Origin of the sequence: Bifidobacterium oedipodis (genome assembly GCF_012932425.1) — a bacterium.
Lineage (GTDB): Bacteria > Actinomycetota > Actinomycetes > Actinomycetales > Bifidobacteriaceae > Bifidobacterium > Bifidobacterium oedipodis.
This window is the reverse complement of record NZ_JAAIII010000003.1, coordinates 294,180-317,711: the sequence shown is the minus strand read 5'-3', so window position 1 is coordinate 317,711 and position 23,532 is coordinate 294,180. Positions and strand designations below refer to the sequence as shown.

The window sequence follows — 23,532 nt, the reverse complement described above, 5'->3', positions numbered from 1 at the left end:
GACCAACGAAACGGACAAGTCCAACGAAATGAGCGCAACGAGCGAAGTGCGCGCAACGAGCGCGAGCGTGTGTATATTGCCATCGACCTGAAATCGTTTTATGCCTCAGTGGAATGCGTGGAGCGTGGCCTTGATCCGTTAACCACGCATCTGGTGGTGGCGGATGTGGAACGTACGCAGAAAACCATCTGCTTAGCCGTCTCGCCATCGCTGAAAAGCTACGGTATTCCGGGGCGTGCCCGACTGTTCGAAGTCGAGGAGAAGGTGCGTCTGGTCAATGCCGCACGGCGGTTGGCGGCGCCGGGGCATCGATTGGTGGGTACGTCATGCAATATCGGCGAGCTGAACGCTGATGCGCGGCTGGCGGTGTCGTATATCGCGGCCAAACCTCGCATGCGGCATTATATGAACGCCAGTGCAAAAGTGTATGGCGTGTATCTGCGGTATGCCGCGGCTGAGGACATTCATGTGTATTCCATCGATGAGGTGTTTATCGATGCGACGCGGTATTTGCGGGCGCTGGGTATGACGCCACGTCAGATGGCCACCGCCATTGTGCGCGATATTAGGGAGACAACTGGTTTAACGGCTACCGCCGGCATCGGCACGAATCTGTATTTGGCCAAAGTAGCGATGGATATCGTCGCCAAACATGAAGAAGCCGACGAATATGGTGTGCGTGTGGCCGAACTTAACGAGCGAACCTATCGGGAGCGATTGTGGGCGCACCGGCCACTTACCGATTTTTGGCGCGTGGGGCGCGGTTATGCGAACAAGTTGGAGCGCCAGGGGCTGCTGACCATGGGCGATATCGCGCGATGCTCCGTCGGCCGGTCGCATGACTATTACAACGAGGATCTGCTGTACCGCATGTTCGGCGTCAACGCCGAACTACTGATTGACCATGCGTGGGGCTGGGAACCCTGCACTATCGCGGATATCAAGCATTACACGCCTGACGGTCACTCCATCAGCTCCGGCCAGGTGCTGACTGGGCCCGCATTGAGCTCTACCGCGCGTCTGATTGCCAAAGAAATGGCTGATGCGTTGGCTCTCGATCTGATGGAAAAGGGCGTGCTTGCCAACAGGGTTGCTTTGGTGATCGGTTATGACACGGGCAGTATAGAGCCAGATCGGCTCGAAGAATGCGCGTCAGAGGATTTGAAAGCACAAGCCAGGCAGGCTGCGCAATCCTATAGAGGGCCGGTTTCCGTTGATTATTACGGCCGCAAGGTACCTAAGCCTGCTGCAGGTTCGATTGGGCTGGGCGGGTACACCGTTTCGGACACCCGCATTCGCGAGGCTGTCGCCACGTTATTTGATCGCATCGCCGACCCACGGTTGCTGGTTCGTCGCCTCACCGTTGTCGCCGATGATCTGCATACGGCGCAGGAACTTGAGGCTGGTGCCGCTGGATATGAACAACTTGATTTGTTTGCCGAGCAAGGTGAGGGCGAGGTCGGTGCTGGGCTTGGGCGGAGCGCTGGTGCTGGCGTTGGTGTCGCTGGAACTGAGTCTGCCGGACATGGGACTGTTGGATCTTCTGGGTCTGAGATGAGTATTGGTGCTGGTTCTGGTGCTGGGGCATGGAGTCGATCGGGGATTGCGGCATCTCAGCCGCGGGGTGGCAACGCGGTTGATGAGCATCAGTCGCAGATGATTCAGCAAACGTTGCTGGCGGTAAAACAGAAGTTTGGGCGGAATGCGGTGATTAAGGCCATGGACATGGAAGAGGGGGCCACCGGCCAGGATCGCAATCATCAGATTGGAGGCCATGCTGCATGAGCTTGGAAAACACCCATCGTTACGATGACATTATCGATATGCCGCATCCGCGCTCGCGCAGGCATCCGCCCATGAGCGCGCACAATCGAGCAGCCCAATTCATGCCCTTCGCCGCCCTCACCGGCTACGAGGCCGTCATTGCCCAAGCCGCGCAGCGCAACGCAGAAGCAATAGCCCAAGCCGACACCCCCGCCGCACTCGACCCCGGCGCCTGAATTGGCGTATGACAGACTCGTTTTCCAATGGGATGATGAGGCAAAGGAGGCATATGATGTCTACTTCGACGACTACCACTGATCAGTATCTCAGCACACCTGGCGAGGTTCTTAATGAGGAATTCTTGCAACCACTTGGTGTGACTGCCTATCGTCTTGCCAAAACCATAGGCGTGTCTCAGACCGCCGTGAGCGAAATCATCAATGGTAAACGCTCCATCAGTGTGTCCATGGCCTATCGTCTTGCCAAGGCATTTGGCACCACACCTGAATTTTGGTCGAACCTTCAACGCGATTACGATCTACTCAGCTTCGACCCCAGCAGTCTCGGTGACATTCGCCCGCTCATTGACGCGTGATGTGGATTTCTCCTGTTAATCGAACTGTGCAACGTAGGAAGCCAGTTCGTCATCGTTCATCGCAATCTCTTGCGCGGCTTGGCGCATTGCCGACAAGGATGCCCGCATACGCTCGCGTTCTTGGCGTTGGTAGTCCATGGCGTCAACCACATCGACCGTGCGACGGCCGGTCTCGCTATTGGTGTCCATGCCATTGGTTGAAGATTTGATGCAGGCCATTTTGAATTTCATTGCTCCCATGGGTTGATGAGGGGGATTCCGGCGTATGCGAAGTCTTTGGGGTTGCGCGTGGCTATTGCGCACGCGTTGACGTGGGCGATGGCGGCGATTTGCATGTCTGGCAGGCTGACGTGAAGGCCTTTGCCGTCCAAATCGGCACGGATAAGCGAACATTGTATGCTCGCCTTCGTGTCGAACGGCAGGATTCGTCCGTCATACTGTTCCAGTGTGGCTTCGATCGCTGCGGATACGGCATTGCGACGTTTGCCTTTCGGCATGCGCCACATGCCATACATAAGCTCCATAATGGTGATGGATGTGAGATAAGTGCGATTATTGTCGCGCAGCCACTGAACTACCGTTGGATTCGGACATGGCTTGTAGAGTTCTGAGACCACATTGGTGTCGATGATGATTCGCTGATATTGCGTATTCACTCAAAGCTCACCGGCCTTGGCTGGTCGTTGGGATCGCGGGGCATTGGTTGGAATTCATCGTCATCAATGCCGCCGGCGAGCAACTCTTCACGGATTTGTGCGAAGAAATCCGCATCGGACGTTTTGTGCGCAATCCACGAGGCGGTGAATTCTTCCAGCACCGATCGTGCTTGGGCTTCGGTGGAGCGCCCATTGGCTTTGGCGGCTTCGGCCAACGTGTCTTTGACTGCATCGGGTAGCTTGCGAATCAGCAGTGAAGTGGTCATCAAGGCTCCTTTGACGCAGTGATATCACAATGATATCACTAGTGTTTGCCCTGAGTGCATCTGCCATTTGTGGCGTTCAGCGTGGTTTTGAGTCCACGTGTGGTCGTAATGCCACACTGAGAGGCCATAATCGCAACAAAAAAGGGAACCATCCGTTTGGATGGTTCCCTGATATGAGCTGATGGGGCTTATGAAGTCGGGAAAGCCCGACTTACTCGGTCATGGCCTCGCTCAATCAGCCTGCGAAGTATTCCACGCCGGCTTCGAAGATCGGCTGGTACTTGTCGCCCGGCACGTTGGCATACAGGCCGCTGCCGGAACGCTCGGAGTGGCCCATCTTGCCGAACACGCGGCCGTCGGGGCTGGTGATGCCTTCGATGGCCAGCAGCGAACCGTTCGGGTTCACATCCAGATCCATACCGGGCACGCCAGCTTCGGACACATACTGCGTGGCGATCTGACCATTGGCCTTCAGAGACGCCAGCAGCTCATCGGAGGCCACGAAGCGGCCCTCGCCGTGCGAGATGGCGACCGTGTGCACATCGCCCACGTTCGTCTTGGCCAGCCACGGCGACAGGTCGGAGGCCACGCGCGTGCGCACCAGACGGCTCTGGTGACGGCCGATGGTGTTGAAGGTCAGCGTCGGGCAAGCGTCGGTCATATCCACGATATCGCCGTACGGCACGAGGCCCAGCTTGATCAGCGCCTGGAAACCGTTGCAGATGCCCAGCATCAGACCGTCGCGGTTCTTCAACAGGTCGCGCACGGCTTCGGTGACGGCCGGCGCACGGAAGAACGCGGTGATGAACTTGGCGGAACCATCCGGCTCGTCGCCGCCCGAGAAGCCGCCCGGAATCATCACGATCTGGGATTCGCGAATCTCACGCACCAGCGCTTCGGTGGATTCGGCCACAGCAGCGGGGGTGAGGTTGTTGATCACCAGCGTGTGCGCTTCGGCACCAGCACGCTCGAAGGCCGCAGCGGTATCGTATTCGCAGTTGTTGCCGGGGAACACCGGGATGATGACGCGCGGCTTGGCCACCGGGGCACCCGCGTACACGCGCTTGGTCACACCATGGTCGGCAGCATGGAAATCAACGGTTTCCACGGTTTCGCCAGCTTCAGCACCATGGGAGCGGTAGGGGAACACGGATTCGATGCCGGACTCCCACGCTTCCTGAATCTCAGCCAGATCCAGCGTTTCTCCGCAGGCCGTGAACTGGTATTCGGCGCTGGTCACGCCGATCTCGCCCACTTCGACCAAGTTGGAGACGGCCGGGATCTTCTCATTGTCGGCGAGTTCGATGATGAACGAGCCGTAAGCGGGCTTGAACAGATCGTCGGCGGCGATCGCATCATCGAGCGTCACGCCAATGCCATTGCCCACGGTCATCTTGAAGATCGCCTCGGCGGTGCCGCCGTAGCCCGGCGTGGAGACGGCCAGCGCGGTGTGGAACTCGGTGAGCTCCTCGACCAGCTTGAACGCTTCGGCCAGCGCTTCGGGATCCGGGGTAAGACCATCGGCCTGATAGCGCGGCGCAATACGCACCACACGGTGGCCGGCACCCTTGAACTCAGGGGAGGTGGCGCGCTTCATATTGCCCACGGCCACAGCGAAGGAGACCAGCGTCGGCGGCACGTCCAGATCCTCGAAGGAGCCAGACATGGAATCCTTACCACCGATGGCACCAGCACCGAGCTCGATCTGCGCCATCAGCGCGCCCAGCACGGCGGCCATCGGCTTGCCCCAGCGTTCCGGCTCGTCGCGTAGTTTCTCGAAATACTCCTGGAAGCTCAGGTACGCCTTCTCATGCTCGAAACCGGCAGCCACGAGCTTGGACAGCGACTCGACCACGGACAGGTACGCACCAGTGAACTGGTTGGCGCTCATAATGTACGGGTTGAAGCCCCACGCCATCGCGGAAGCGGTGGTGGTCTCGCCGAACACCGGGAACTTGGCCACCATGGCCTCGTTCGGGGTCAGCTGCTTGACGCCGCCGAAGGGCATAAGCACGGTGCCCGCGCCGATGGTGGAGTCGAAGCGCTCGGACAGACCCTTGTTGGACGCCACGTTAAGGTCGCTCACCAGCGCCTTCATGCGCGAATCCAGCGAACCGGTCATCCAAGCGGCCGGCACCTCGTAGGCACCCTGCGCCTCGACATGCACGCGCTGCTGCTTCGGCGCACCATTGGAGGCCAGGAATTCACGGGTGAGATTCACGATTTCGTCGCCATCCCACGTCATCACCATGCGCGGATCCTCGGTGACGGTGCCCACCACCACAGCCTCGAGGTTTTCCTCGCGGGCGTAGCCCAGGAATTCCTCGACATCATCGGCGGCCACGTCCACGGCCATACGCTCCTGCGATTCGGAAATCGCCAGTTCGGTGCCGTCCAGGCCCTCGTACTTCTTGGGCACGGTGTTGAGGTCGATGGTCAGGCCGTCGGCGATTTCGCCGCACGCCACCGACACGCCGCCCGCGCCGAAATCGTTGCAGCGCTTGATCAGACGGCAGGCGTCCTTGCGGCGGAACAGACGCTGCAGCTTGCGCTCCACGGGAGCATTACCCTTCTGCACTTCGGCGCCGTCAAGCTCCAAAGATTCCACGTTGTGAGCCTTGGAGGAGCCGGTGGCACCGCCGATGCCGTCACGGCCGGTGCGACCGCCCAGCAGGATCAGCTTGTCGCCGGGGGCCGGGGTTTCGCGGCGCACATGGTCGGCCGGGGTGGCGGCCACAACCGCGCCCACCTCCATACGCTTGGCCACATAGCCGGGATGATAGATTTCATTGACCTGACCGGTGGCCAGACCGATCTGGTTGCCGTAGGAGCTGTAGCCGGCGGCCGCGGTGGTCACGAGCTTACGTTGCGGCAGCTTGCCCTTAAGCGTTTCGGAAACCGGCACGGTCGGGTCTCCGGCACCGGTCACACGCATCGCCTGATATACGTAGGAGCGGCCCGACAGAGGATCGCGGATGCAGCCGCCGATACAGGTGGCCGCGCCGCCGAAGGGTTCGATTTCGGTGGGATGGTTGTGGGTCTCGTTCTTGAACAGGAACAGCCAGTCTTCGTCGTGGCCGTTGACGTCCACCTTGACCTTGACGGTGCAGGCGTTGATTTCCTCGCTCTCGTCCAGGCCAGTAAGAATGCCGTTCTTCTTCAGCCACTTCGCACCGATGGTGCCCATATCCATCAGGCATACAGGCTTGGCGTCGCGGCCCAGCTCATGGCGCAGTTCAAGATACTTTTCGAACGCGGCCTTTACCGTGGCGTCGTCAATATCCACGTCGGTCAGCTCGGTGCCGAAGGTGGTGTGACGGCAGTGATCAGACCAGTAGGTGTCGATCACCTTGATTTCGGTGATCGTGGGGTCACGCTGCTGTTCGGTGAAGTAACGCTGGCAGAACTCAAGATCGGCCAGATCCATGGCCAGACCGCGCTCGTCGATGAAACGCTGGCCCTCTTCGGGGCTCATGTCACGGAATCCGGCGATGATTTCAACCTTGGCCGGCGTAGGCACGGCGGTTTTCAGCGTATCGCGCGTATCAAGCGAAGCCTCACGCGATTCAACAGGGTTGATCACGTAATGCTTGATGGCCTGAACGTCCGCATCACTCAGGGAACCGGCCAGCGCATACACCTTGGCGGAACGTACGGTGGGGCGCTCGCCCTGGGAAATGAGCTGAATACACTCGGCGGCCGAATCGGCACGCTGATCGAACTGGCCGGGCAGGAACTCGGTGGCGAACACCGCGTTGCCGTTGAAATCCGGCAGGTCATAGGTCACGTTGTCGACCTGCGGTTCGCTGAACACGGTGGGTACGGTGGCGGCGAACAGATCCTCGCTGATGCCCTCCACATCGTAACGGTTGACGATGCGCACGCCTTCAAGCGCCGCAATGCCCAGAATCGTCTTCAATTCGTTGCCGAGCTGCTGCGCTTCAACGTCGAAGCCCGGCTTCTTTTCCACATATACGCGATAAACCACGTAAATCTCCTTAACGACGAATACGCCCGCATCCGTTGGCTGGGTGCGGGCGAATTAAACCAATCAGTCGAGGGTGACGCCCTCAGCGTCGGCGAGGGCTGCGAGACGACGCTCGATCTCCTCATAGGCGGGGATGATGTCGCCCAAGTCGCGGCGGAAGAGATCCTTGTCCAGATGCTCGACCTTGCCGGACTTGTCGCGCTGATCCCACAGACGGCAGGAATCGGGGGTGATTTCGTCGGCCAGCAGCAGCGTGCCATCCGACGTGCGGCCCATCTCGATCTTGAAGTCCACGAGCTTGACGTCGATCTTGGTGAAGATGTCGATCAGCGCCTCGTTGATGCGCTTGGCCAGCGGTGCGATTTCGGCGAGATCCTCGCGGGTGCACACGTGCAGCACCACGAGATCGTCGTCATTGACGAACGGATCGTGCAGATCATCGTTCTTCAGGAAGTATTCGAGCACGGGCTCGTCGAAGTCGATGCCCTCTTCAACGCCCAGGCGCGAGGAGAAGTGGCCGGCAGCGGTGTTGCGCAGCACGATTTCCAGCGGGAACATGTCCATCTTCTTGACCAGCTGGGCGGTGTCGTTCACACGCTTGACAAGATGGGAGGGAATGCCGCGCTTGGCAAGCAGACCGAAGATGAGCGTGGTGATGAGATTGTTGAGACGGCCCTTGCCTTCGAAATCCTCCTTCTTCTCACCGTCGCCGGCGGTGGCGGAGTTCTTGTATTCGACCCAAAGCACCTCCGGGTCGTCGGTTGCGAACAGCTGCTTGGCCTTGCCCTCGTAGAGCTTCTCCAACTTCTCCATGAATCGCCTTCCTATGCGTCAAAAGACATGGAAATACGGGTAAACTAACGCCATTCAGGTTACCAAGCGCCGGCTACATTGTGGCGATTGTTGCTGCTTCTTGTTGCGTTGTCGGTTGAAAGTCGGTGGGCTCCTGATCCGGCTGTGCGGCTATCCGTTCCACTCTCCATTGAAATGTTTCAGGGTCAAAGCAGCCCTTAAGTCCGTATCCTGTAGGAACCCGCATATGTCGATAGTCCTCGACTTGTTGGGCCACGAGACAGCTGAGGATGCTGGAAAATCTATAAGGTATTTTCTCTCTTTGGAATTGAAATAGAAATTCAGCGTTCCAAGATTTATGTGAGGATAAATATGAATATCTTTGATTGGGGTAATAAAATTCTGGGAAGGTGACTGCGCTGCCAATATATCCTGAATTGATGATGTAAGGGATTTGACACATATTGGCGGTCTCTGACACTAATGCTGATATTTCTCCCGATGAAGGAGAATCTGCTGCTTTAATAATTATATTTATAGGGTTGATAGGTAATCTTTACTTCCTCAAGTGGGATTTCATAATTGTTGGCATGATTGTTGTCCATTGTTTGCCTCCTTTCGGCATATGGACAATAGGAGTTGTCTGAGATATCTGCAGATGGTGTTCAAATAGTGAACATGAATGTTTGTCAAGCTGCTTAGGTGTATATTTTGTAGCTAGCAAAATTGAGAAAAGGGAATTATGCGTATAAAAAAAGAGGGGTTCCGGCATGTGCAAGTGCCGATGTTGTTAGCGGGGCAGACGGCTTCCTTGCTGGGTTCAAGCATCGTGCAATACGCAATTGTTTGGTATATAGTAATGTCCACCAATTCAGGACTTACCATGACGCTGGTGCTTATCATTCAATGTCTGCCGCAGTCTTTGATTTCATTATTGGGCGGAGTGTGGGCGGATCGTTGGAATCGAAAATTATTGATTATATTGCCTGATGCCGTTATCGCCATAATTACAGTATTTCTTTCCATTGGCTTTGCGCTAGGAGATGTCGGTGTGCCGTTCATTTTATGCGCGTTGGCATTACGATCCGCCGGGGCTGGCATCCAAACGCCGGCCGTGCAAGCATTTATTCCGGAAATCACTCCGGAGGACAAGTTGCTGCGGGTTAATGCCATTAATGGCACGCTTCAATCAATAAACATGATAGCCTCTCCTGCCATTGCAGCTGTTTTGGTCAATGTACTGCCGATTTGGTCAATCATGCTTGTGGATGTCTGCACGGCTGTGGTGGGTATTGTGCTGGTCGCTGCTATCAGATGTCCCGCAGTTCAATCTTCTGCACAAACCGATCGAATAACGTCTGTGGATGCAACGCAATCAATTGCAGGCGTCTGGCAAGATTTACGCGCCGGCATGGCCTACGTGTGGACACATACCCGCGTTCGCATCATCATTATTGGATACATGGTGATGTGCATTGTCAATACAGCACCCATGAACTTGACATTGTTGCTGATCAACCGAGTTTGGCAGCATGCGACTTTGCAACTAGGATTCGTGTCTCTGAGCACATCGGCCGATAAGCTTGGTGCCGATCAATTTGCATGGAGCCTGGGCATGGTATTAGGCGGAGCGTTCTTGTCCTCGGTGGGAAGCACACGGATACGCAATACCATGGTCACCGTGGGAATCGCCTTTGGTTGCATGGGCTTGTTCACGATTGGATTAGGCATTGCTCCGAATTTACTGGCATATTTGATTATCGATTTTCTCGTAGGTGTAGCTACGTCCTTTGCGAGTTCTCCGGTATTTACCATGTTGCAGACGGAAACTGATGAATCGATGCTCGGCAGAACGTTTGGCTTGCTTACCGCATTCTCCACCTTTGGCACTCCTATCGGCATGCTTGTGTTTGGCCCTTTGTCCGATGCCATCCCGGTACAAGCGGTATTCGTTATGGGGGGATTGCTGACACTTCCTGTTGCCATTTGGGTATGTGCGGGTTCTCGCAGGCGCGTACAAAGATAATCGATATTGCTGGATTATACTTGTTGTCTGCTTGGGCATGAGTCCTGAACAACCTGCCTATGATGACCGGCAAGGCTGGATGTGATGAAATGAACGGCAACATCGTGGAACGATTCGGCTGTGGGATGATTGCGGCGGTTTAGACTGGAAACATGACTCAATCCACAAACAATACGGCCTCCACGGCCGAAGGGTGGACCAACCCGTTGCGCGATCCGCGCGATTTGCGCCTGCCGCGCATCGCCGGCCCCTGCAGCATCGTGATTTTCGGTGTGACCGGTGATTTGTCGCGCAAAAAGCTGTTGCCCGCCATCTACGATCTTGCCAACCGCGGTCTGTTGCCGCCAAGCTTCGGCCTGACCGGCTTCGCCCGCCGCGACTGGAGCGAGGATCAGTTCAAGGCCTTTGTGCGTGAAAACGTCGAAGCCCGCTGCCGCACCCCGTTCCGCGAGAACACGTGGAAGCAACTGGCCGACGGCATCCGCTTCGTGCAGGGCGCATTCGACGATCCCCAAGCGTTCGCCCGCCTTTCCGACACCGTTTCCGAACTCGACCGTGAGCGCGGTACGCGCGGCAATCATGCCTTCTATATGTCTGTGCCGCCCAGGGCGTTCCCTGTCGTATCCCGCCAGCTTGCCGACTGCGGTCTGGCACGGTCCGCCGAGGGCGCGTGGCGTCGTGTGATCATCGAGAAGCCTTTCGGCCATGATCTGCAGTCCGCCAAGGAGCTCGACCGTGTGGTCTCCGAGGTGTTCGACCCCTCGTCTGTGTTCCGTATCGACCATTACCTCGGTAAGGAAACGGTGCAGAACTTGTTGGCCCTGCGTTTCGCCAACGCCATGTATGAGCCGATTTGGAACGCCAATTACGTTGACCACGTGCAGATCACCATGGCCGAAGACATCGGCGTGGCCGGACGTGCCGGCTACTACGACGGCATCGGTGCGGCGCGTGACGTGATCCAGAACCACTTGCTGCAGCTTATGGCACTGACCGCCATGGAGGAGCCGGTCTCCTTCCGCGCCGATGATCTGACCGCCGAGAAAACCAAGCTGCTATCCGCAGTGCGCCTGCCGCGCGATCTGGCGGCTCATACCGCACGCGGCCAGTATGCCGCAGGCTGGCAGGGCTCCCACGAAGTCGCCGGGTATTTGGACGAGAAGGGCATCGACCCGAACTCCACCACCGAAACCTATGCGGCCATTCGACTGGATATCGACACTCGCCGTTGGGCCGGTGTGCCGTTCTATCTGCGCTGCGGCAAGCGCTTGGGCAAGCGCGTGACCGAAATCGCCGTGGTGTTCAAGCGTGCCCCGCATCTGCCGTTCGAATCCACCGCCACGCGCGAGCTGGGCAAGAACGCCATCGTGATTCGTGTGCAGCCGGACGAAGGCGTGACCATCCGCTTCGGTGCCAAGGTGCCGGGCGGCACGTCGATGGAGGTGCGTGATGTGTCGATGGACTTCAGCTACGGCCAGTCGTTCACCGAAAGCTCTCCGGAAGCCTACGAACGACTGATCCTCGACGTTTTGCTGGGCGATCCGCCGCTGTTCCCGACCACGCGCGAGGTTGAATTGTCGTGGAAGATTCTTGATCCGATCGAACAGTTCTGGGCCACGCTTGGCCAGCCCCAGCCCTACCGTTCCGGCACTTGGGGGCCGGCGGAAGCCGATGAGATGCTCGCCCGCGACGGGCGGCAGTGGAGGATGCCATGATCATCACATTGCGCAACACCGAAACCCGCGAGATTTCGGCGAAAATCGACGAACTGCACGAAGAGCGCGGCGAGGCGGCCCAAGGCCGCGTGCTCACCCTGCTCATCTCCACTGATGAGAAGGAGCTGGAGCATGCGCTCTCACTGGCGAACGGTGCCAGCCGCGAGCACCCCTGCCGTGTAATCGCCATTGTGCCGCAGGCCGGCAAAGCCGGGCGCTCGGCGGAAGCTGATGCGTCTGGCGCCAAGGCTGCTGAAACATCTGCTGAGACACAGGGGAGCACGACGGATGCCACCGGTGCCTCCTCTGTACCCGCCGGTGGCATCGGAACCTGCGGTACCTATCTGGACGCTGAAATCCGCTTCGGCGCTGACGCCGGTGCCGGCGAAGTGATCGTGCTGCGCCCGCGCGGTGGACTGGTTCACCACCCGGATACGCTGGTGATTCCGCTGCTGGTGCCTGACGCTCCCGTGGTGGCGTGGTGGCCCACCGAAGCGCCCGCCAACCCGAAAACCGACCTGTTGGGAGCAATGGCCCGTCGCCGCATCACCGATGCGAAGCGGTCCAGCAACCCGTGGCGCACCTTCAACGACCTGCGCCGCAACTGGTCAAGCCACAACATCGACATGTCGTGGACACGCCTGACCGTCTGGCGCGCGATGGTGGCCACCATGCTCGACCAGCCGCCGCATCTGCCCGTCATCTCCGCGCGCGTCACCGGCCCCAAGGACTTCATCTCCCTGAGCATGCTCGCCGCATGGCTGCGTCTGAAACTCGGCGTTTCCGTGACCATCGAAGATGATCCCGGCACCGATGCGGTCACCGGCGTATACCTGACCCGCGCCGACGGCACCCTCAGCCTCGAGAGGCCCTCGGTTGAGGAAGGCGTCGCCACCATCAGCATGCCCGGCCAGGCACCGCAAACCATTTCGGTGCCCGCCCGCACGCTGGAGGAATGCCTGAGCGAGGAACTACGCCGCCTCGACCCCGACGAGGTCTACGCCGAGGTCATCACCCGAGGCTGGGCACTGATCCACCCCGCCGACTGAACGAGCGAAGAGGACATATTCCATGGCTGAACGTCGCATAATCGTATATCCGAACCCGCAGGTATTGGCCGAAGCGGTGGCCGCGCGCACGCTGCTGACCATGATCGACACGCTCGCCGAAGCCGGGCGTGAACGCTTCGATATTGCGGTAACCGGTGGCACCGATGGCAATCGCGTATTCGCGGCAATCAAAGCCTCGCCCTTGGCTGAGGCAGTGGATTGGTCGCGCGTGCATGTGTGGTGGGGTGATGAGCGTTTCGTTCCCGCCGACAACGCCGATCGCAACGCCAAGCAGGCGCGCGAAGCATTGCTGAACGATCTGGTCGCCTCAGGTGCCCTGCCCGAAGCCAATATCCACGAGATGCCCGCCGACAACCGTTCAGCTGAGCAGATCGCCGAAGCCAGCCCCGAGCAAACCGATGCGGTATTGGCTGATGCCGCCGCACGCTACCAGCGCGAGCTGATCGAAGCGTTGGGGGAGCGGCCGCAACTCGATATCGCACAGTTCGGCATGGGACCGGATGCGCACTTCGCGTCCCTGTTCCCCGGATTGCCGCAGGTATTGATGGATGATCCGCACGTGCTGGTCGCAGGCGTGCGCGATTCGCCCAAACCGCCGCCGCTGCGTTTGACGCTTACCGTGCCGATGATCGCGGCCTCGCGGCGCACTTGGGTGTTTACCTCTGAGGAGCGTAAGGCGGAGGCGGCCGCTGCCGCGTTATCCGAGCCCCGCAACCCGCATGCACCGAGCTCGTTTGCTGATGGGCAGGATGAGCTGCTGTGGTTGATTGATCGGGGGGCGGCTAGTCGGTTGTGATGGCGGCTGTGATGGCGATTGTTGGATGAGAATGAATGAAGCCCGTGAGTTCGGATTGGAGTGAACTCACGGGCTTTGTTGTTGTGTTTTCGGCCTTTGGCCGGGGGTTGTTTGACGGTCTGGGTTTGGCTGGCCTTAGTGACAGCCCGGTGGGCTGTCACTGTCGGCTGGGAGACGCGTCGTACGAGTATTGGTTTGCTCGGTTATTGAGCGGCCGGGCTCAGTCCTGCAATTATGGACTGGCCTTTGGCCAGGCTGTTTTCTGGCTCAACGGCAGAGCCGTTTCGCTCCGAACCGTAGTGACAGCCCACTGGGCTGTCACTGTCGTGAGGAAATCAAGATTCCTTGATTTCCTCACGACCCGGTTCGGCCCACAACGTATGGAACACACCAGGCTCATCGGTGCGCTGGTAGGTGTGGGCGCCGAAGAAGTCGCGCTGGCCCTGGATCAGGGCGGCGGGCAGACGATCGGAGCGCAGGCCGTCGAAGTAGGCGAGCGAGGAAGAGAACACCGGCACCGGAATGCCGAAGTTCACCGCGCGAGACACCACGCGACGCCACGAGCGGTCGGCGGTCTCCAGCGCATCCTTGAAGTACGGAGCGAACAGCAGCGACACATTCGCCTCGCCCGACTCGAAGGCGTCGGAGATGAGGTTCAGGAACTTCGCGCGGATAATGCAGCCGCCACGCCAGATACGTGCCACAGCAGCCAGATCAATATCCCAGCCGTACTCCTTGGCGGCGGCGGTGATCTCGTTGAAGCCCTGCGCGTAGGCCACGATCTTCGAAGCGTAGAGCGCCTCGCGAATATCGTTGACGAAAGCCTGACGCTCCTCAAGCGGCATGGATTCCAGACCGCTGCGGCCGGCCTCGAAGTGCTGCTTCAAAGCCTCTTCGCGCAGCTCACCCTGCGAAGACAGGCCACGGGCGAACACGGCCTCGGCAATGCCGGTGACCGGCACGGCCAGATCCAGAGCGGTCTGCACAGTCCAGGTACCGGTGCCCTTCATGCCGGCGTGATCCACAATCACATCCACCAGCGGCTTGCCGGTCTTCTTATCGGTCTCATGCAGCACTTCGGCGGTGATCTCCACCAGATACGATTCCAGCTCGGTGTGGTTCCACGCCTCGAACACGTCGCCGATTTCCGACGGGCTCATGCCCAGGCCGCGACGCATCAGATCATAGCTTTCAGCGATCAGCTGCATATCGGAGTATTCGATGCCGTTGTGCACCATCTTGACGAAATGACCGGCACCATTCGCGCCGATATAGGTCACGCACGGCTCACCCTCGGCCTTGGCCACGATGGATTCGAGAATCGGCTTCAGGGTCTCCCAGCTTTCCTTGGTGCCACCGGGCATCATCGACGGGCCCTTAAGCGCGCCCTCTTCGCCGCCGGACACACCGCAGCCCACAAAGTGCAGGCCGCGTGCGCTGATGGCCTTCTCACGGCGAATCGTATCGGGGAAGTGCGCGTTGCCCGCATCCACGATAATGTCGCCCGGCTCCATCAGGTCGGCAAGCTGGTTGATCATGGAGTCGGTGGGCTCGCCGGCCTTCACCATGATGATTGCGGTGCGCGGCTTGGAAAGGCTTGCGACGAACTCTTCCATCGTCTTGGCCGGATAGAACTCGCCCTCCGAGCCGTGCTCGGCCATAAGCTTCTCAGTGCGGCCCCATGAACGGTTGAACACCGCCACCTTATTGCCATGGTGCGCGAGATTACGTGCAAGGCTGCCGCCCATGGCGGCCAGACCCACAACACCAACGTTTGCTTCAGCGGTCATGCTGATTCCTTCCGTGATTCATCGGATGATATGAACAAACAATGCTCTGATAGTCTATAGTCCCCTCGCTCCGAGCGGCATGCCAACGAACGCAGAGCGGACATGATTGTTATCACAGCACCTGAATATCGAGCGAGTCGGCCACTCGAGTGGCCTTGGCACGAGCATCGGCCTCGTTATCTCCCACGGCCAAAGCCACGGCCATACGACGATGACCATGCACTTCGGGCTTGGCGAAAACACGCAGATCGGTGCCAGGCTCGGCCAATGCCTGAGCGGCATTGGCGAACACCGCCTCGCCGTCACCGGCCACAACAATCGCATGGCTGGCGGCCACCGAACCTGCAGGAATGGACAGTGCCACATGATCGGGCGTAATCGGCAGGCCCAGAATCGCGCGCGCATGCAGTGCGAATTCGCTCAGCCGCTGCGAAGCCATCGTCACCATACCCGTATCATGCGGGCGCGGCGAAACCTCATTGAACAGAATCGAGCCATCCGTGAGCACGAAGAGTTCCACGCCGAACACGCCCCAGCCGGTTTCGCCCGTGGCCTTGGCGTGCGCCACCAGCCCCTCCACAGCCTTGCGTGCGATGGACTTGGCACGCTCGGCCTCGGTGGCGTCATCACCTGCCGGCTGCCATGATTCGCGATAATCGCCGGATTCCTGACGCTGGCCGATCGGTTCGCAGGTCACGATACCGGCGGACGAACTCACCGTCAGCACCGTCAACTCACGCTCCAACGGTGCCAACGCCTCCACAATCACGCGCGACACGTCACCCTCGCCCGCAGCTCGGCGGCCCATCTGCGCCTCATCCCATGCGGCGTCAATCGCCTCAGGGGTGCGCACCACGGACTGACCATGCCCGGACGAGCTCATCACCGGCTTGACCACGCACGGATAGCCCACCTCGTCGGCACCGGCGCGCAGCTCCTCCAGTGAACCAGCGAAACGATACGGCGTGGTCGGCAGCCCTAATTCCTCATGTGCCAGTACGCGCAAGCGTTCGCGATCCATGCAGATCGCGGCGATTTCGGCGCTGGGCACCACCTGTACGCCGCGTGCGGCTGCATCCGCCAGCTCACTGGTTGCGATGGCTTCCACTTCGGGCACGATAATGTCGGGCTTCACCTCATCAAACAGCGCGCGCAGCTTGGCGGCGTTCGCCATATCCAGCACGCGGGCCTCGTGGGCGACCTGCTGTGCGGGCGCGCCGGCATACGAATCAGCCGCACACACCCATGCGCCCAAGCGCATCAGTTCAATGGCGACTTCCTTGCCGAGCTCTCCGGCCCCCAAAAACAGCACACGCGTGGGCTTCTTGCCCAACGGTGTACCCAGCGGACGATTATGTACAGCAGAGACTGCGCAAGTTGCGGAATCAACGTTCTGAGTCATACTCACATTCTGCCATGCCTAGGCGAACGCTGCCGAACGCGGCCCAACGCGCATCGTGCGGTACCGGCGTAGGATGGAACGCATGCCTGACACACAATCCGCCGTCGAACAGCGCGCAAGCACTGAACAGCCGAGCACCGAACAGTCCGTAGCTGAACAATCTACAGCCGAGCAACCTATGGTCGAACAGCCTCTCACCATCGCACTGGTCATCGATACACTGGCCAACCGCGGCAACGGCACCTCGAATTCAGCGCTGCAATTTGCCGACGAACTGCAGCGTCAGGGGCATCATGTGCGCTTGGTTGGTGTGGGCTCGCCCGACTATCCGGCGCGTATTAACAAAGTGCCGCTCGTCAGCTGGGTGGCTTCCAAGCAGCTGATGCAGTTCGCCGAGCCCAGCGATACGCTGTTTCGCACAGCCTTCGCCGGAGTGGATGTGGTGCATATCTATATGCCGTTCAAATTCGGCCGTCGCGCCGCCAAAATCGCGCGCGATATGGGCATTCCTGTCACCGCCGGATTCCACCTGCAACCGGAGAATGTACTGTATTCCGCAGGTCCCTTGCGTCATATTCCGGGATTGTCTGATTTTCTGTACTGGCTGTTCCGCCAGTGGCTGTACCGACGCATCGACCATATTCATGTGCCCACTCAAATGACCGCCAGCCTGCTGCGGGCGCACGGCTACAAAGCCAAGCTGCACGTTATTTCCAACGGTTATTCGCCGGACTACACGCCGGGCGCGCCCCGCGATCCCAATGCGCCCAATCCGGTGCCCTTCCGCATTATCGCCTCCGGGCGTCTGGCCAGGGAAAAGGATCAGATCACGCTGATCAAAGCGGTGGCATTGTCCAAGCACGCAGCCGACATCCAGCTGGTGATCGCCGGTACGGGGCCGCTGAAGCGGTATCTGAAGTTCCGTTCGGGCCGGCTGCTCGCGCGCAAGGCCGATATCGGCTTCTATAAGCATGCCGATATGCCCGAACTGCTGCGTTCGGGCGATTTGTTCGTGCATTGTTCGATCGCCGATATCGAATCAGTAAGCGTGATCGAAGCGATGGCCTGCGGGCTGGTGCCGGTGATCGCAGCCAGTGAGCTGAGCGCCGCAAGCCAGTTTGCGATGCTGGATGAATCCCTGTTTCCCGTGCACGACGCGGCCCTGCTGGCGCGACGCATCGACTGGTGGATTGACCACCCGGCCGAGCGCGCCCAGTGGAGCGCCGAATACGCCGCCCACACGAAGGCACACTATTCGGTGGAGGCGTCGGTGCACAAGTTCGCCGATATGGAGCGCGAGGCCGTTACAGCAGCTCGATAAGCTGATTCACTTCGTCATCGGTGGTGGCCCAGCTCGTGCAGATGCGCATCACCGTATGCGTGTCGTCGGCCTTTTCGGTGAAGCCGAGGCGCACGTGCTGGGATAGGCGGTCGATAGTGGGCTGGTCCATGGTCACGAAAATCTGATTCGTGGGTGCCTCGAACGTCAGCGTATAGCCCTTGGCCGCCAGCGCCTCACGGATGCGGTCGGCGGCGACGTTGGCGTTGCGCGCGATGGTGAAATACAGGTCGTCTCGCATCAACGCATCGAATTGTGCGCCCAACAGGAAGCCCTTGGCCAGCAGCGCACCATGCTGCTTGATCTGGGTGAGGAAATGCTTCGGTGTGCCCGACCATGCGTCGCCATGATGCGTGAACACCACCGCCTCGCCGAACAATGCGCCCACTTTGGTGCCGCCGATATAGAACACGTCGGCGATGGCGGCCAGATCCTCGATGGTCATGTCGCAGCCGGTGGCGGTCAGGCCGTAGCCCAAGCGTGCGCCATCCACGAACAGAGGCATGTCATACTTGTGCGCTACGTCGGCGATGGCCTGCAGTTCGGCCTTGGAATAAATCGTGCCGTATTCGGTGGATTGCGACACATAAACACAGCCGGGGAACACCATGTGCTCGAAGTTGCCGTCCGCGTAGAACGTGGCGCAGAACTCGTCGAGTTCGCCAGCGTCCATCTTGCCGTTGTGGTGGGGAATGGTGAGCACCTTGTGCCCGGAGTATTCGATGGCACCGGCCTCATGCACGTTCGGATGGCCGGATTCGACCGCCACCACGCCGGCCCAGGCGGGAGTAATTGCGTCGATAACGACCTGATTGGTCTGGGTGCCGCCTACCAGGAACCACACATCGGCTTTAGGAGCGGCACAGACCTTGCGGATTCGCGCTTTCGCCTGCTCGCACAGGTCATCCGAACCATAGCCGGGGTACAGATTGGTGCTGATATTGGCCAGTTCGTCGAGAACCGCAGGGTGCGCGGCGCGTGAGTAATCATTTTCGAACGACAGCATGGTGCCTCCTTGAGGTCGGTAATGTCACGGATGCGTCAAGTTACGCAATCCTGACCAATATGTAAGGCTTCCGCTTGCATGCAAGTCGGAAGCCTTTGGATGGTGACCCCGGCCGGGCTCGAACCGGCGACCTTGAGATTAGAAGTCACATGCTCTATCCAGCTGAGCTACGGGGCCAAACCTGATTGATTGTAATGGCTGGGGTGGAGAGGCGGCCAGCATGGCATGCGTATACACATATGTGTATGCGAACATCCGGGAACACCACTAGGGGATGCGCAGGCAACATATGGGGTGTATAGTCCAGTGCAGCAGATGTGAAGGGAAGACTCCACAGAGAAGGGAACCGTCGATGAAGACAGCACAGCCGGCGCAAGTGTCGCATCTTGCCGATGCGCCGGCATCGAGCGCTCCGGAACCGTCGGATACCGGAGCTACCAGAAGTAACAGAGCCTTGGCACAGACCGGGATTGCCGCGCGCTTGGATGCGCGTCCGATTATCGAAGTGAGAAACCTGCGCAAGGAATATCCCGTCGAAGACGAAACCGTTGTGGCGTTGAGCCGTGTGAACCTGGTCATTCCCAAAGGGCAGATCTGCTGTATCTTTGGCGAATCGGGCTCCGGCAAATCAACATTGCTCAATCAGCTTGCGGGCATGGAGAAGCCGACCCGCGGGGGAGTGCGGATCGGCGGCGTGCCTGTCAGCAGGCTGAACGAGCGTGAACTGGCGGCCTTCCGCCAAAAGCATCTTGGCTTCGTGTTCCAGTCATATAACCTGCTTCCTAATCTGACCGCCGTCGAAAACGTGGCCATGCCGTTGATGTTTCGAGGCGTGCCGAAAGCCGAACGAGAAAAAGCGGCGCGCGGCGTGCTGCGGCGTGTGGGATTAGGTCACCGGCTCAACCACTACCCAAGGCAGATGTCCGGCGGCCAGCAGCAGCGCGTCGGCATCGCCAGGGCTTTCGTCACCAAACCCGAGGTCGTGTTCGCCGACGAACCCACCGGCAATCTCGATTCCAAAACCAAAGCCGACGTGATGGCGATGATCTGCGCTTTCGCCCGTGAATTCCACCAAACCATCGTGCTGGTGACGCATGATCCGCAGATGGCCTCATACGCCGATCGCATCGTCACGTTGCTTGACGGCAATATCACCAGCGATTGCCTCAACGTGCCTGCTTCATCTGTGTCATCTACTTCACCTGTTGTACCTGCTTCACCTAACGCACCCGGCACAACTGTCGCGACCGGGAAAGGAGTTACCCTATGAGCCCCGCACCTATGATTCACCTGAGCCGACTCAGCCGGCGCGCCGCAGCCATCCTGTCCGCAATGGCGGCGATTGTCATGCTCGTCGTGGCTGTGTTGTCCCTGCCAAGCGCGGCCTTGGCGGTTGACAGCGAGGCCGGCAAACTGCAAAGCAACAACGGAGTGGCACTCGCCGAAGACGGTGATTCCGGCAGCGACGCCACCAATGTGCCGACCGCCGGCCCGGTGCCGAATATCATCATCACCAACTTCACCTATGACGGCGATTCGGTGGCGGCCGGTTCCAGCTTCAACCTGGCATTCACCTTCCAAAACATGGGGCAGGTGGCCGTCTCCAACATGGTCGTCACGGTGGACGGCGGTGAAAGCTTCGCCATCGCCGGAGGCTCGAACACGTTCTACGTCGATGCGCTGTGGGCCGGCTATTTCATGACTCAAACCGTGCCGATGCAGGCGGTCGCCTCCGCGCAAAGCGGCGCGCAGCCCGTCACCGTAAGCTTCCGATACGAATATGTGGATGCCGGGGTGCGTTCCTCGAACCAGTCCGACATCAAGATTTCCGTGCCGATCAGCCAGCCCGACCGCTTCGAAGTGAGCGACCCCGTACTGCCGGATGAGAGCACGGGTGGTGCATATGCCGGGCAGGAAACCACCATCACCCTCGAATACGTCAACAAGGGCAAAGGCGACGTTTCCAACGTCGAAGCCACCATGGAAGGCGAAGGCTTCGACGCCACGCAGAAAACCCAGTATGTGGGCAACGTGGCCTCCGGTGCCACCGGATCCATCGGCTACGCCTTCACACCACAGGCTGCAGGCGATTTGAACGCCACCCTGAAAATCACCTACGAGGATTCCGACGGGCAAAGCAAAACTAAGGAATTCCCCATCGCTCTTTCCGTGATGGACATGCCGGTTACGCCTGATAACGGCGGCATGGTCGATCCGAACCTTGATCCGAATGCCAACAACCAAACAGTGCCGTGGTGGACGTGGCTACTGGCTGTAGTGGCGCTCGCCGTTATCGTGCTGATCGTGGTGCTGGTGGTTCGTCGCCGCAAGAAGAAGGCCAAGGCCTCTGACATCGACGAGGAATGGGACGATTGGTCCGCCGGTGACGCGAATACTGGTGCGCCTTCCGCTGCTGGCGGTGCTGGTGCTGGTGCGACCGATGGCGTCACTGGAACTGTTGGAACAGGGGCCGCGCAGGCCAGCACCTCCGGCGCTCATGCAACCGCCGCCGACACCGAGTCGATTCCGCCGGTTGCCGCGCCCACTGCTGCACGCCACGCCTAAGGACAGGAGATCGCTATGCGATTCGGCGATATCCTGCGACTATGCAGGCAGAACCTATGGCGGCGCAAATCCCGCACCATCCTGACGGTGCTGGGCGTGATCGTCGGCTGCTGTTCGATTGTGCTGATGATTTCGCTCGGCCAGGGCATCAACGAACAGAACGAAAAGATGCTCAAGCAAATGGGTGACCTGTCCATCATCACCGTTTATAACTACGGCAGTTACACTTCCGGAAACGCCGGAGGCGAGCCGATCACCATCGATGACAAAGTCGTTGAGTCGATGCGGGCGATTCCCAACGTCGCCGGCGCAACACCGGTGATGAACTACGGATACACTGCCACCGTCAAAGCCGGTCCGGGCAATCGCTACATTTCCGAGTGGGTGCAGATCATGGGCGTTGACATGAACCAACTGGACGCGGTCGGCTATAAGCTCGCCGATGGTGTGGTACCCGGCAAAACCACCGGCACCGGCAATACCAACGAAATACAGACCCTGGTCGGCGAATATTTTTCATACAGCTTCATGGATACGCTGAAGGGCAACGCCATGCGCACCAATCCCGACCAATATGGCGGGTATTACTGCGAAATGGACGCTAGCGGCCAATGCGTCACCCCGGAGACGGAAGATCCGTTCGTCAATCCAATGACCACGCGCATGACGCTGATCACCGGGCTCAACTATAACGGCGACCCCTCGTCGATGGGCGGATACGGTGGCATGGGCGGCTCCGGAAGCACCGGAGGCAGCGATAGTGAAACGCTCACCTTCGACCTGAGCGCCACCGGCGTTATTACCGCCGACGATAGCAAAGGCTGGGCCACCAACTCCGGCTTGGTTATGGATTTAAGCGCGCTGAAGGCGATTATGGCCAAAATCGATCCGGCCAGCGCGAAAAAGGCCGTCACCTACGATACGGTGTACGTCAAGGCCGCCAGCCTGTCCGCCGTGCCGGATGTGGAATCGGCGCTGAAAGCCATGGGCTACGAAACCTCCTCCTATGAAGACATGCGCAAGTCGCTGGAGGAACAGTCGCGTGCGATCCAATTGATTCTGGGCGGCATTGGCGCGGTTTCACTACTGGTCGCCGCCATCGGCATCGCCAACACCATGGTGATGTCTGTCACCGAGCGCACGCGCGAAATCGGCATTATGAAGGCGTTGGGCTGCTATGTGCGCGATATTCGCGTTATGTTTTTGACCGAAGCGGGGGCGATCGGCTTCTTTGGTGGCCTGATCGGATGCTTGCTGAGCGGGCTGATATCGTTCGGCATCAACGTGGCGGGCATGATGTTCGCCGGCGGCCTATCGACATATCCCGATACAGCCGGTTCGGCGTCGGGCGAGGGGAGTTCCTTCGGCACCATCGCCTGGCAGGCATTGGTAGGTGGCGAGGACGTGACCCGATATTCGGTGATCCCATGGTGGCTGTTCGTGTTCGCCGTGCTGTTCTCCACCCTGATCGGTCTGCTATTCGGCTTCGGGCCGGCCAACAGGGCCGTCAAGATTCCCGCGCTCGACGCCATCAAGAACAGCGAATGACGTTTAGGAATGTCGGAACGCCCCTTGTGCGTTGCGGACGTGCTTTAGCTATCGGTTAGCACGGTTCGGCTGTCGGATATCACGATTGCCCTGTTCATCGGCACGGTTCGGCTAGCGGATTGTTACATATATACGTAACGATCCGCTAGCCGAACCGTGACAATTGACAGCCGAACCGTGCTGACTGACAGGCCAATCGTGAAAGTCGGTAGTG

The 23,532-nt window shown here is 59.3% G+C and carries 19 protein-coding genes and 1 tRNA gene; 11 read left to right on the top strand and 9 right to left on the bottom strand.

Going from position 1 to position 23,532, the window contains the following annotated elements; all coding sequences use genetic code 11:
* Positions 1-69 precede the first annotated feature (69 nt).
* From G1C95_RS06420 to G1C95_RS06410, 3 genes are read left to right on the top strand one after another with little or no spacing between them, the layout of a single operon-like run.
* On the top strand, positions 70-1,785 hold the full coding sequence (locus tag G1C95_RS06420) for a Y-family DNA polymerase (protein ID WP_335341410.1): 1,716 nt from the start codon (positions 70-72) through the stop codon (positions 1,783-1,785).
* Entirely contained in the window at positions 1,782-2,000 is a 219-nt protein-coding gene (locus G1C95_RS06415; protein ID WP_169172126.1) for a hypothetical protein, read from the top strand. The genes G1C95_RS06420 and G1C95_RS06415 overlap by 4 nt, the downstream gene beginning before the upstream one ends.
* A 53-nt stretch (positions 2,001-2,053) precedes the next feature.
* The gene (locus G1C95_RS06410; RefSeq protein WP_240947461.1) at positions 2,054-2,359 is read left to right on the top strand and encodes a HigA family addiction module antitoxin; all 306 of its coding nucleotides are present in this window, start codon (positions 2,054-2,056) and stop codon (positions 2,357-2,359) included.
* A 15-nt stretch (positions 2,360-2,374) separates the two neighbouring features.
* Here the strand turns inward: G1C95_RS06410 and G1C95_RS06405 are convergent, their stop codons facing one another.
* The 5 genes from G1C95_RS06405 to purC form a co-directional block, all read right to left on the bottom strand.
* Entirely contained in the window at positions 2,375-2,590 is a 216-nt protein-coding gene (locus tag G1C95_RS06405; protein WP_240947460.1) for a hypothetical protein, read from the bottom strand.
* Entirely contained in the window at positions 2,587-3,015 is a 429-nt protein-coding gene (locus tag G1C95_RS06400; protein ID WP_169172125.1) for a type II toxin-antitoxin system VapC family toxin, read from the bottom strand. The genes G1C95_RS06405 and G1C95_RS06400 overlap by 4 nt, the downstream gene beginning before the upstream one ends.
* Positions 3,012-3,281: a FitA-like ribbon-helix-helix domain-containing protein gene (locus tag G1C95_RS06395; protein WP_169172124.1), complete on the bottom strand. Its 270-nt coding sequence runs from the start codon at positions 3,279-3,281 to the stop codon at positions 3,012-3,014. The genes G1C95_RS06400 and G1C95_RS06395 overlap by 4 nt, the downstream gene beginning before the upstream one ends.
* Before the next feature lie 235 nt (positions 3,282-3,516).
* The gene (locus G1C95_RS06390; protein ID WP_169172123.1) at positions 3,517-7,269 is read right to left on the bottom strand and encodes a phosphoribosylformylglycinamidine synthase; all 3,753 of its coding nucleotides are present in this window, start codon (positions 7,267-7,269) and stop codon (positions 3,517-3,519) included.
* Between the two features lie 63 nt (positions 7,270-7,332).
* Positions 7,333-8,082, bottom strand: a complete 750-nt coding sequence (purC, locus tag G1C95_RS06385; protein ID WP_169172122.1) for a phosphoribosylaminoimidazolesuccinocarboxamide synthase — start codon at positions 8,080-8,082, stop codon at positions 7,333-7,335.
* Positions 8,083-8,803: 721 nt separating this feature from the next.
* Here purC and G1C95_RS06380 point away from each other — a divergent pair.
* From G1C95_RS06380 to pgl, 4 genes are all read left to right on the top strand, one after another.
* Positions 8,804-10,087 (top strand): MFS transporter, encoded by a 1,284-nt coding sequence (locus G1C95_RS06380; RefSeq protein ID WP_169172121.1) that lies wholly within the window; start codon positions 8,804-8,806, stop codon positions 10,085-10,087.
* Between the two features lie 152 nt (positions 10,088-10,239).
* A complete protein-coding gene (gene zwf / locus G1C95_RS06375) occupies positions 10,240-11,802 on the top strand; it encodes a glucose-6-phosphate dehydrogenase (RefSeq protein WP_169172120.1) in 1,563 nt (520 codons plus the stop codon).
* Positions 11,799-12,851, top strand: a complete 1,053-nt coding sequence (locus G1C95_RS06370; RefSeq protein ID WP_169172119.1) for a glucose-6-phosphate dehydrogenase assembly protein OpcA — start codon at positions 11,799-11,801, stop codon at positions 12,849-12,851. The genes zwf and G1C95_RS06370 overlap by 4 nt, the downstream gene beginning before the upstream one ends.
* A gap of 22 nt (positions 12,852-12,873) precedes the next feature.
* Complete coding sequence (gene pgl, locus G1C95_RS06365; RefSeq protein WP_169172118.1) at positions 12,874-13,668, top strand: 6-phosphogluconolactonase; 795 nt, start codon at positions 12,874-12,876, stop codon at positions 13,666-13,668.
* Between the two features lie 335 nt (positions 13,669-14,003).
* On the opposite strand, the gene gndA is transcribed toward pgl, so the two are convergent.
* Positions 14,004-15,458 carry an NADP-dependent phosphogluconate dehydrogenase gene (gndA, locus tag G1C95_RS06360; RefSeq protein ID WP_169172117.1) on the bottom strand — a complete coding sequence of 485 codons (1,455 nt, stop codon included), beginning with the start codon at positions 15,456-15,458 and terminating at the stop codon, positions 14,004-14,006.
* Positions 15,459-15,570: 112 nt separating this feature from the next.
* Entirely contained in the window at positions 15,571-16,860 is a 1,290-nt protein-coding gene (purT, locus tag G1C95_RS06355; protein WP_169172116.1) for a formate-dependent phosphoribosylglycinamide formyltransferase, read from the bottom strand.
* A 178-nt stretch (positions 16,861-17,038) separates the two neighbouring features.
* On the opposite strand from purT, the gene G1C95_RS06350 reads away from it, so the two are divergent.
* Entirely contained in the window at positions 17,039-18,181 is a 1,143-nt protein-coding gene (locus G1C95_RS06350) for a glycosyltransferase (protein ID WP_169172223.1), read from the top strand.
* Here the strand turns inward: G1C95_RS06350 and G1C95_RS06345 are convergent.
* Complete coding sequence (locus G1C95_RS06345) at positions 18,165-19,205, bottom strand: threonine aldolase family protein (protein ID WP_169172115.1); 1,041 nt, start codon at positions 19,203-19,205, stop codon at positions 18,165-18,167. The genes G1C95_RS06350 and G1C95_RS06345 overlap by 17 nt on opposite strands.
* 100 nt (positions 19,206-19,305) lie before the next feature.
* Positions 19,306-19,382 (bottom strand) — tRNA-Arg (locus G1C95_RS06340).
* 328 nt (positions 19,383-19,710) lie between these two features.
* Between G1C95_RS06340 and G1C95_RS06335 the strand changes: the two genes are divergently transcribed.
* Genes G1C95_RS06335 through G1C95_RS06325 form a run of 3 tightly spaced genes read left to right on the top strand, consistent with a single transcriptional unit; the run spans position 19,711 to position 23,318 of the window.
* Complete coding sequence (locus G1C95_RS06335; RefSeq protein ID WP_169172222.1) at positions 19,711-20,475, top strand: ABC transporter ATP-binding protein; 765 nt, start codon at positions 19,711-19,713, stop codon at positions 20,473-20,475.
* Between the two features lie 20 nt (positions 20,476-20,495).
* Entirely contained in the window at positions 20,496-21,770 is a 1,275-nt protein-coding gene (locus tag G1C95_RS06330) for a COG1361 S-layer family protein (RefSeq protein WP_240947476.1), read from the top strand.
* A gap of 15 nt (positions 21,771-21,785) precedes the next feature.
* Positions 21,786-23,318: an ABC transporter permease gene (locus tag G1C95_RS06325; protein ID WP_169172114.1), complete on the top strand. Its 1,533-nt coding sequence runs from the start codon at positions 21,786-21,788 to the stop codon at positions 23,316-23,318.
* The last annotated feature ends 214 nt before the right edge of the window (positions 23,319-23,532 follow it).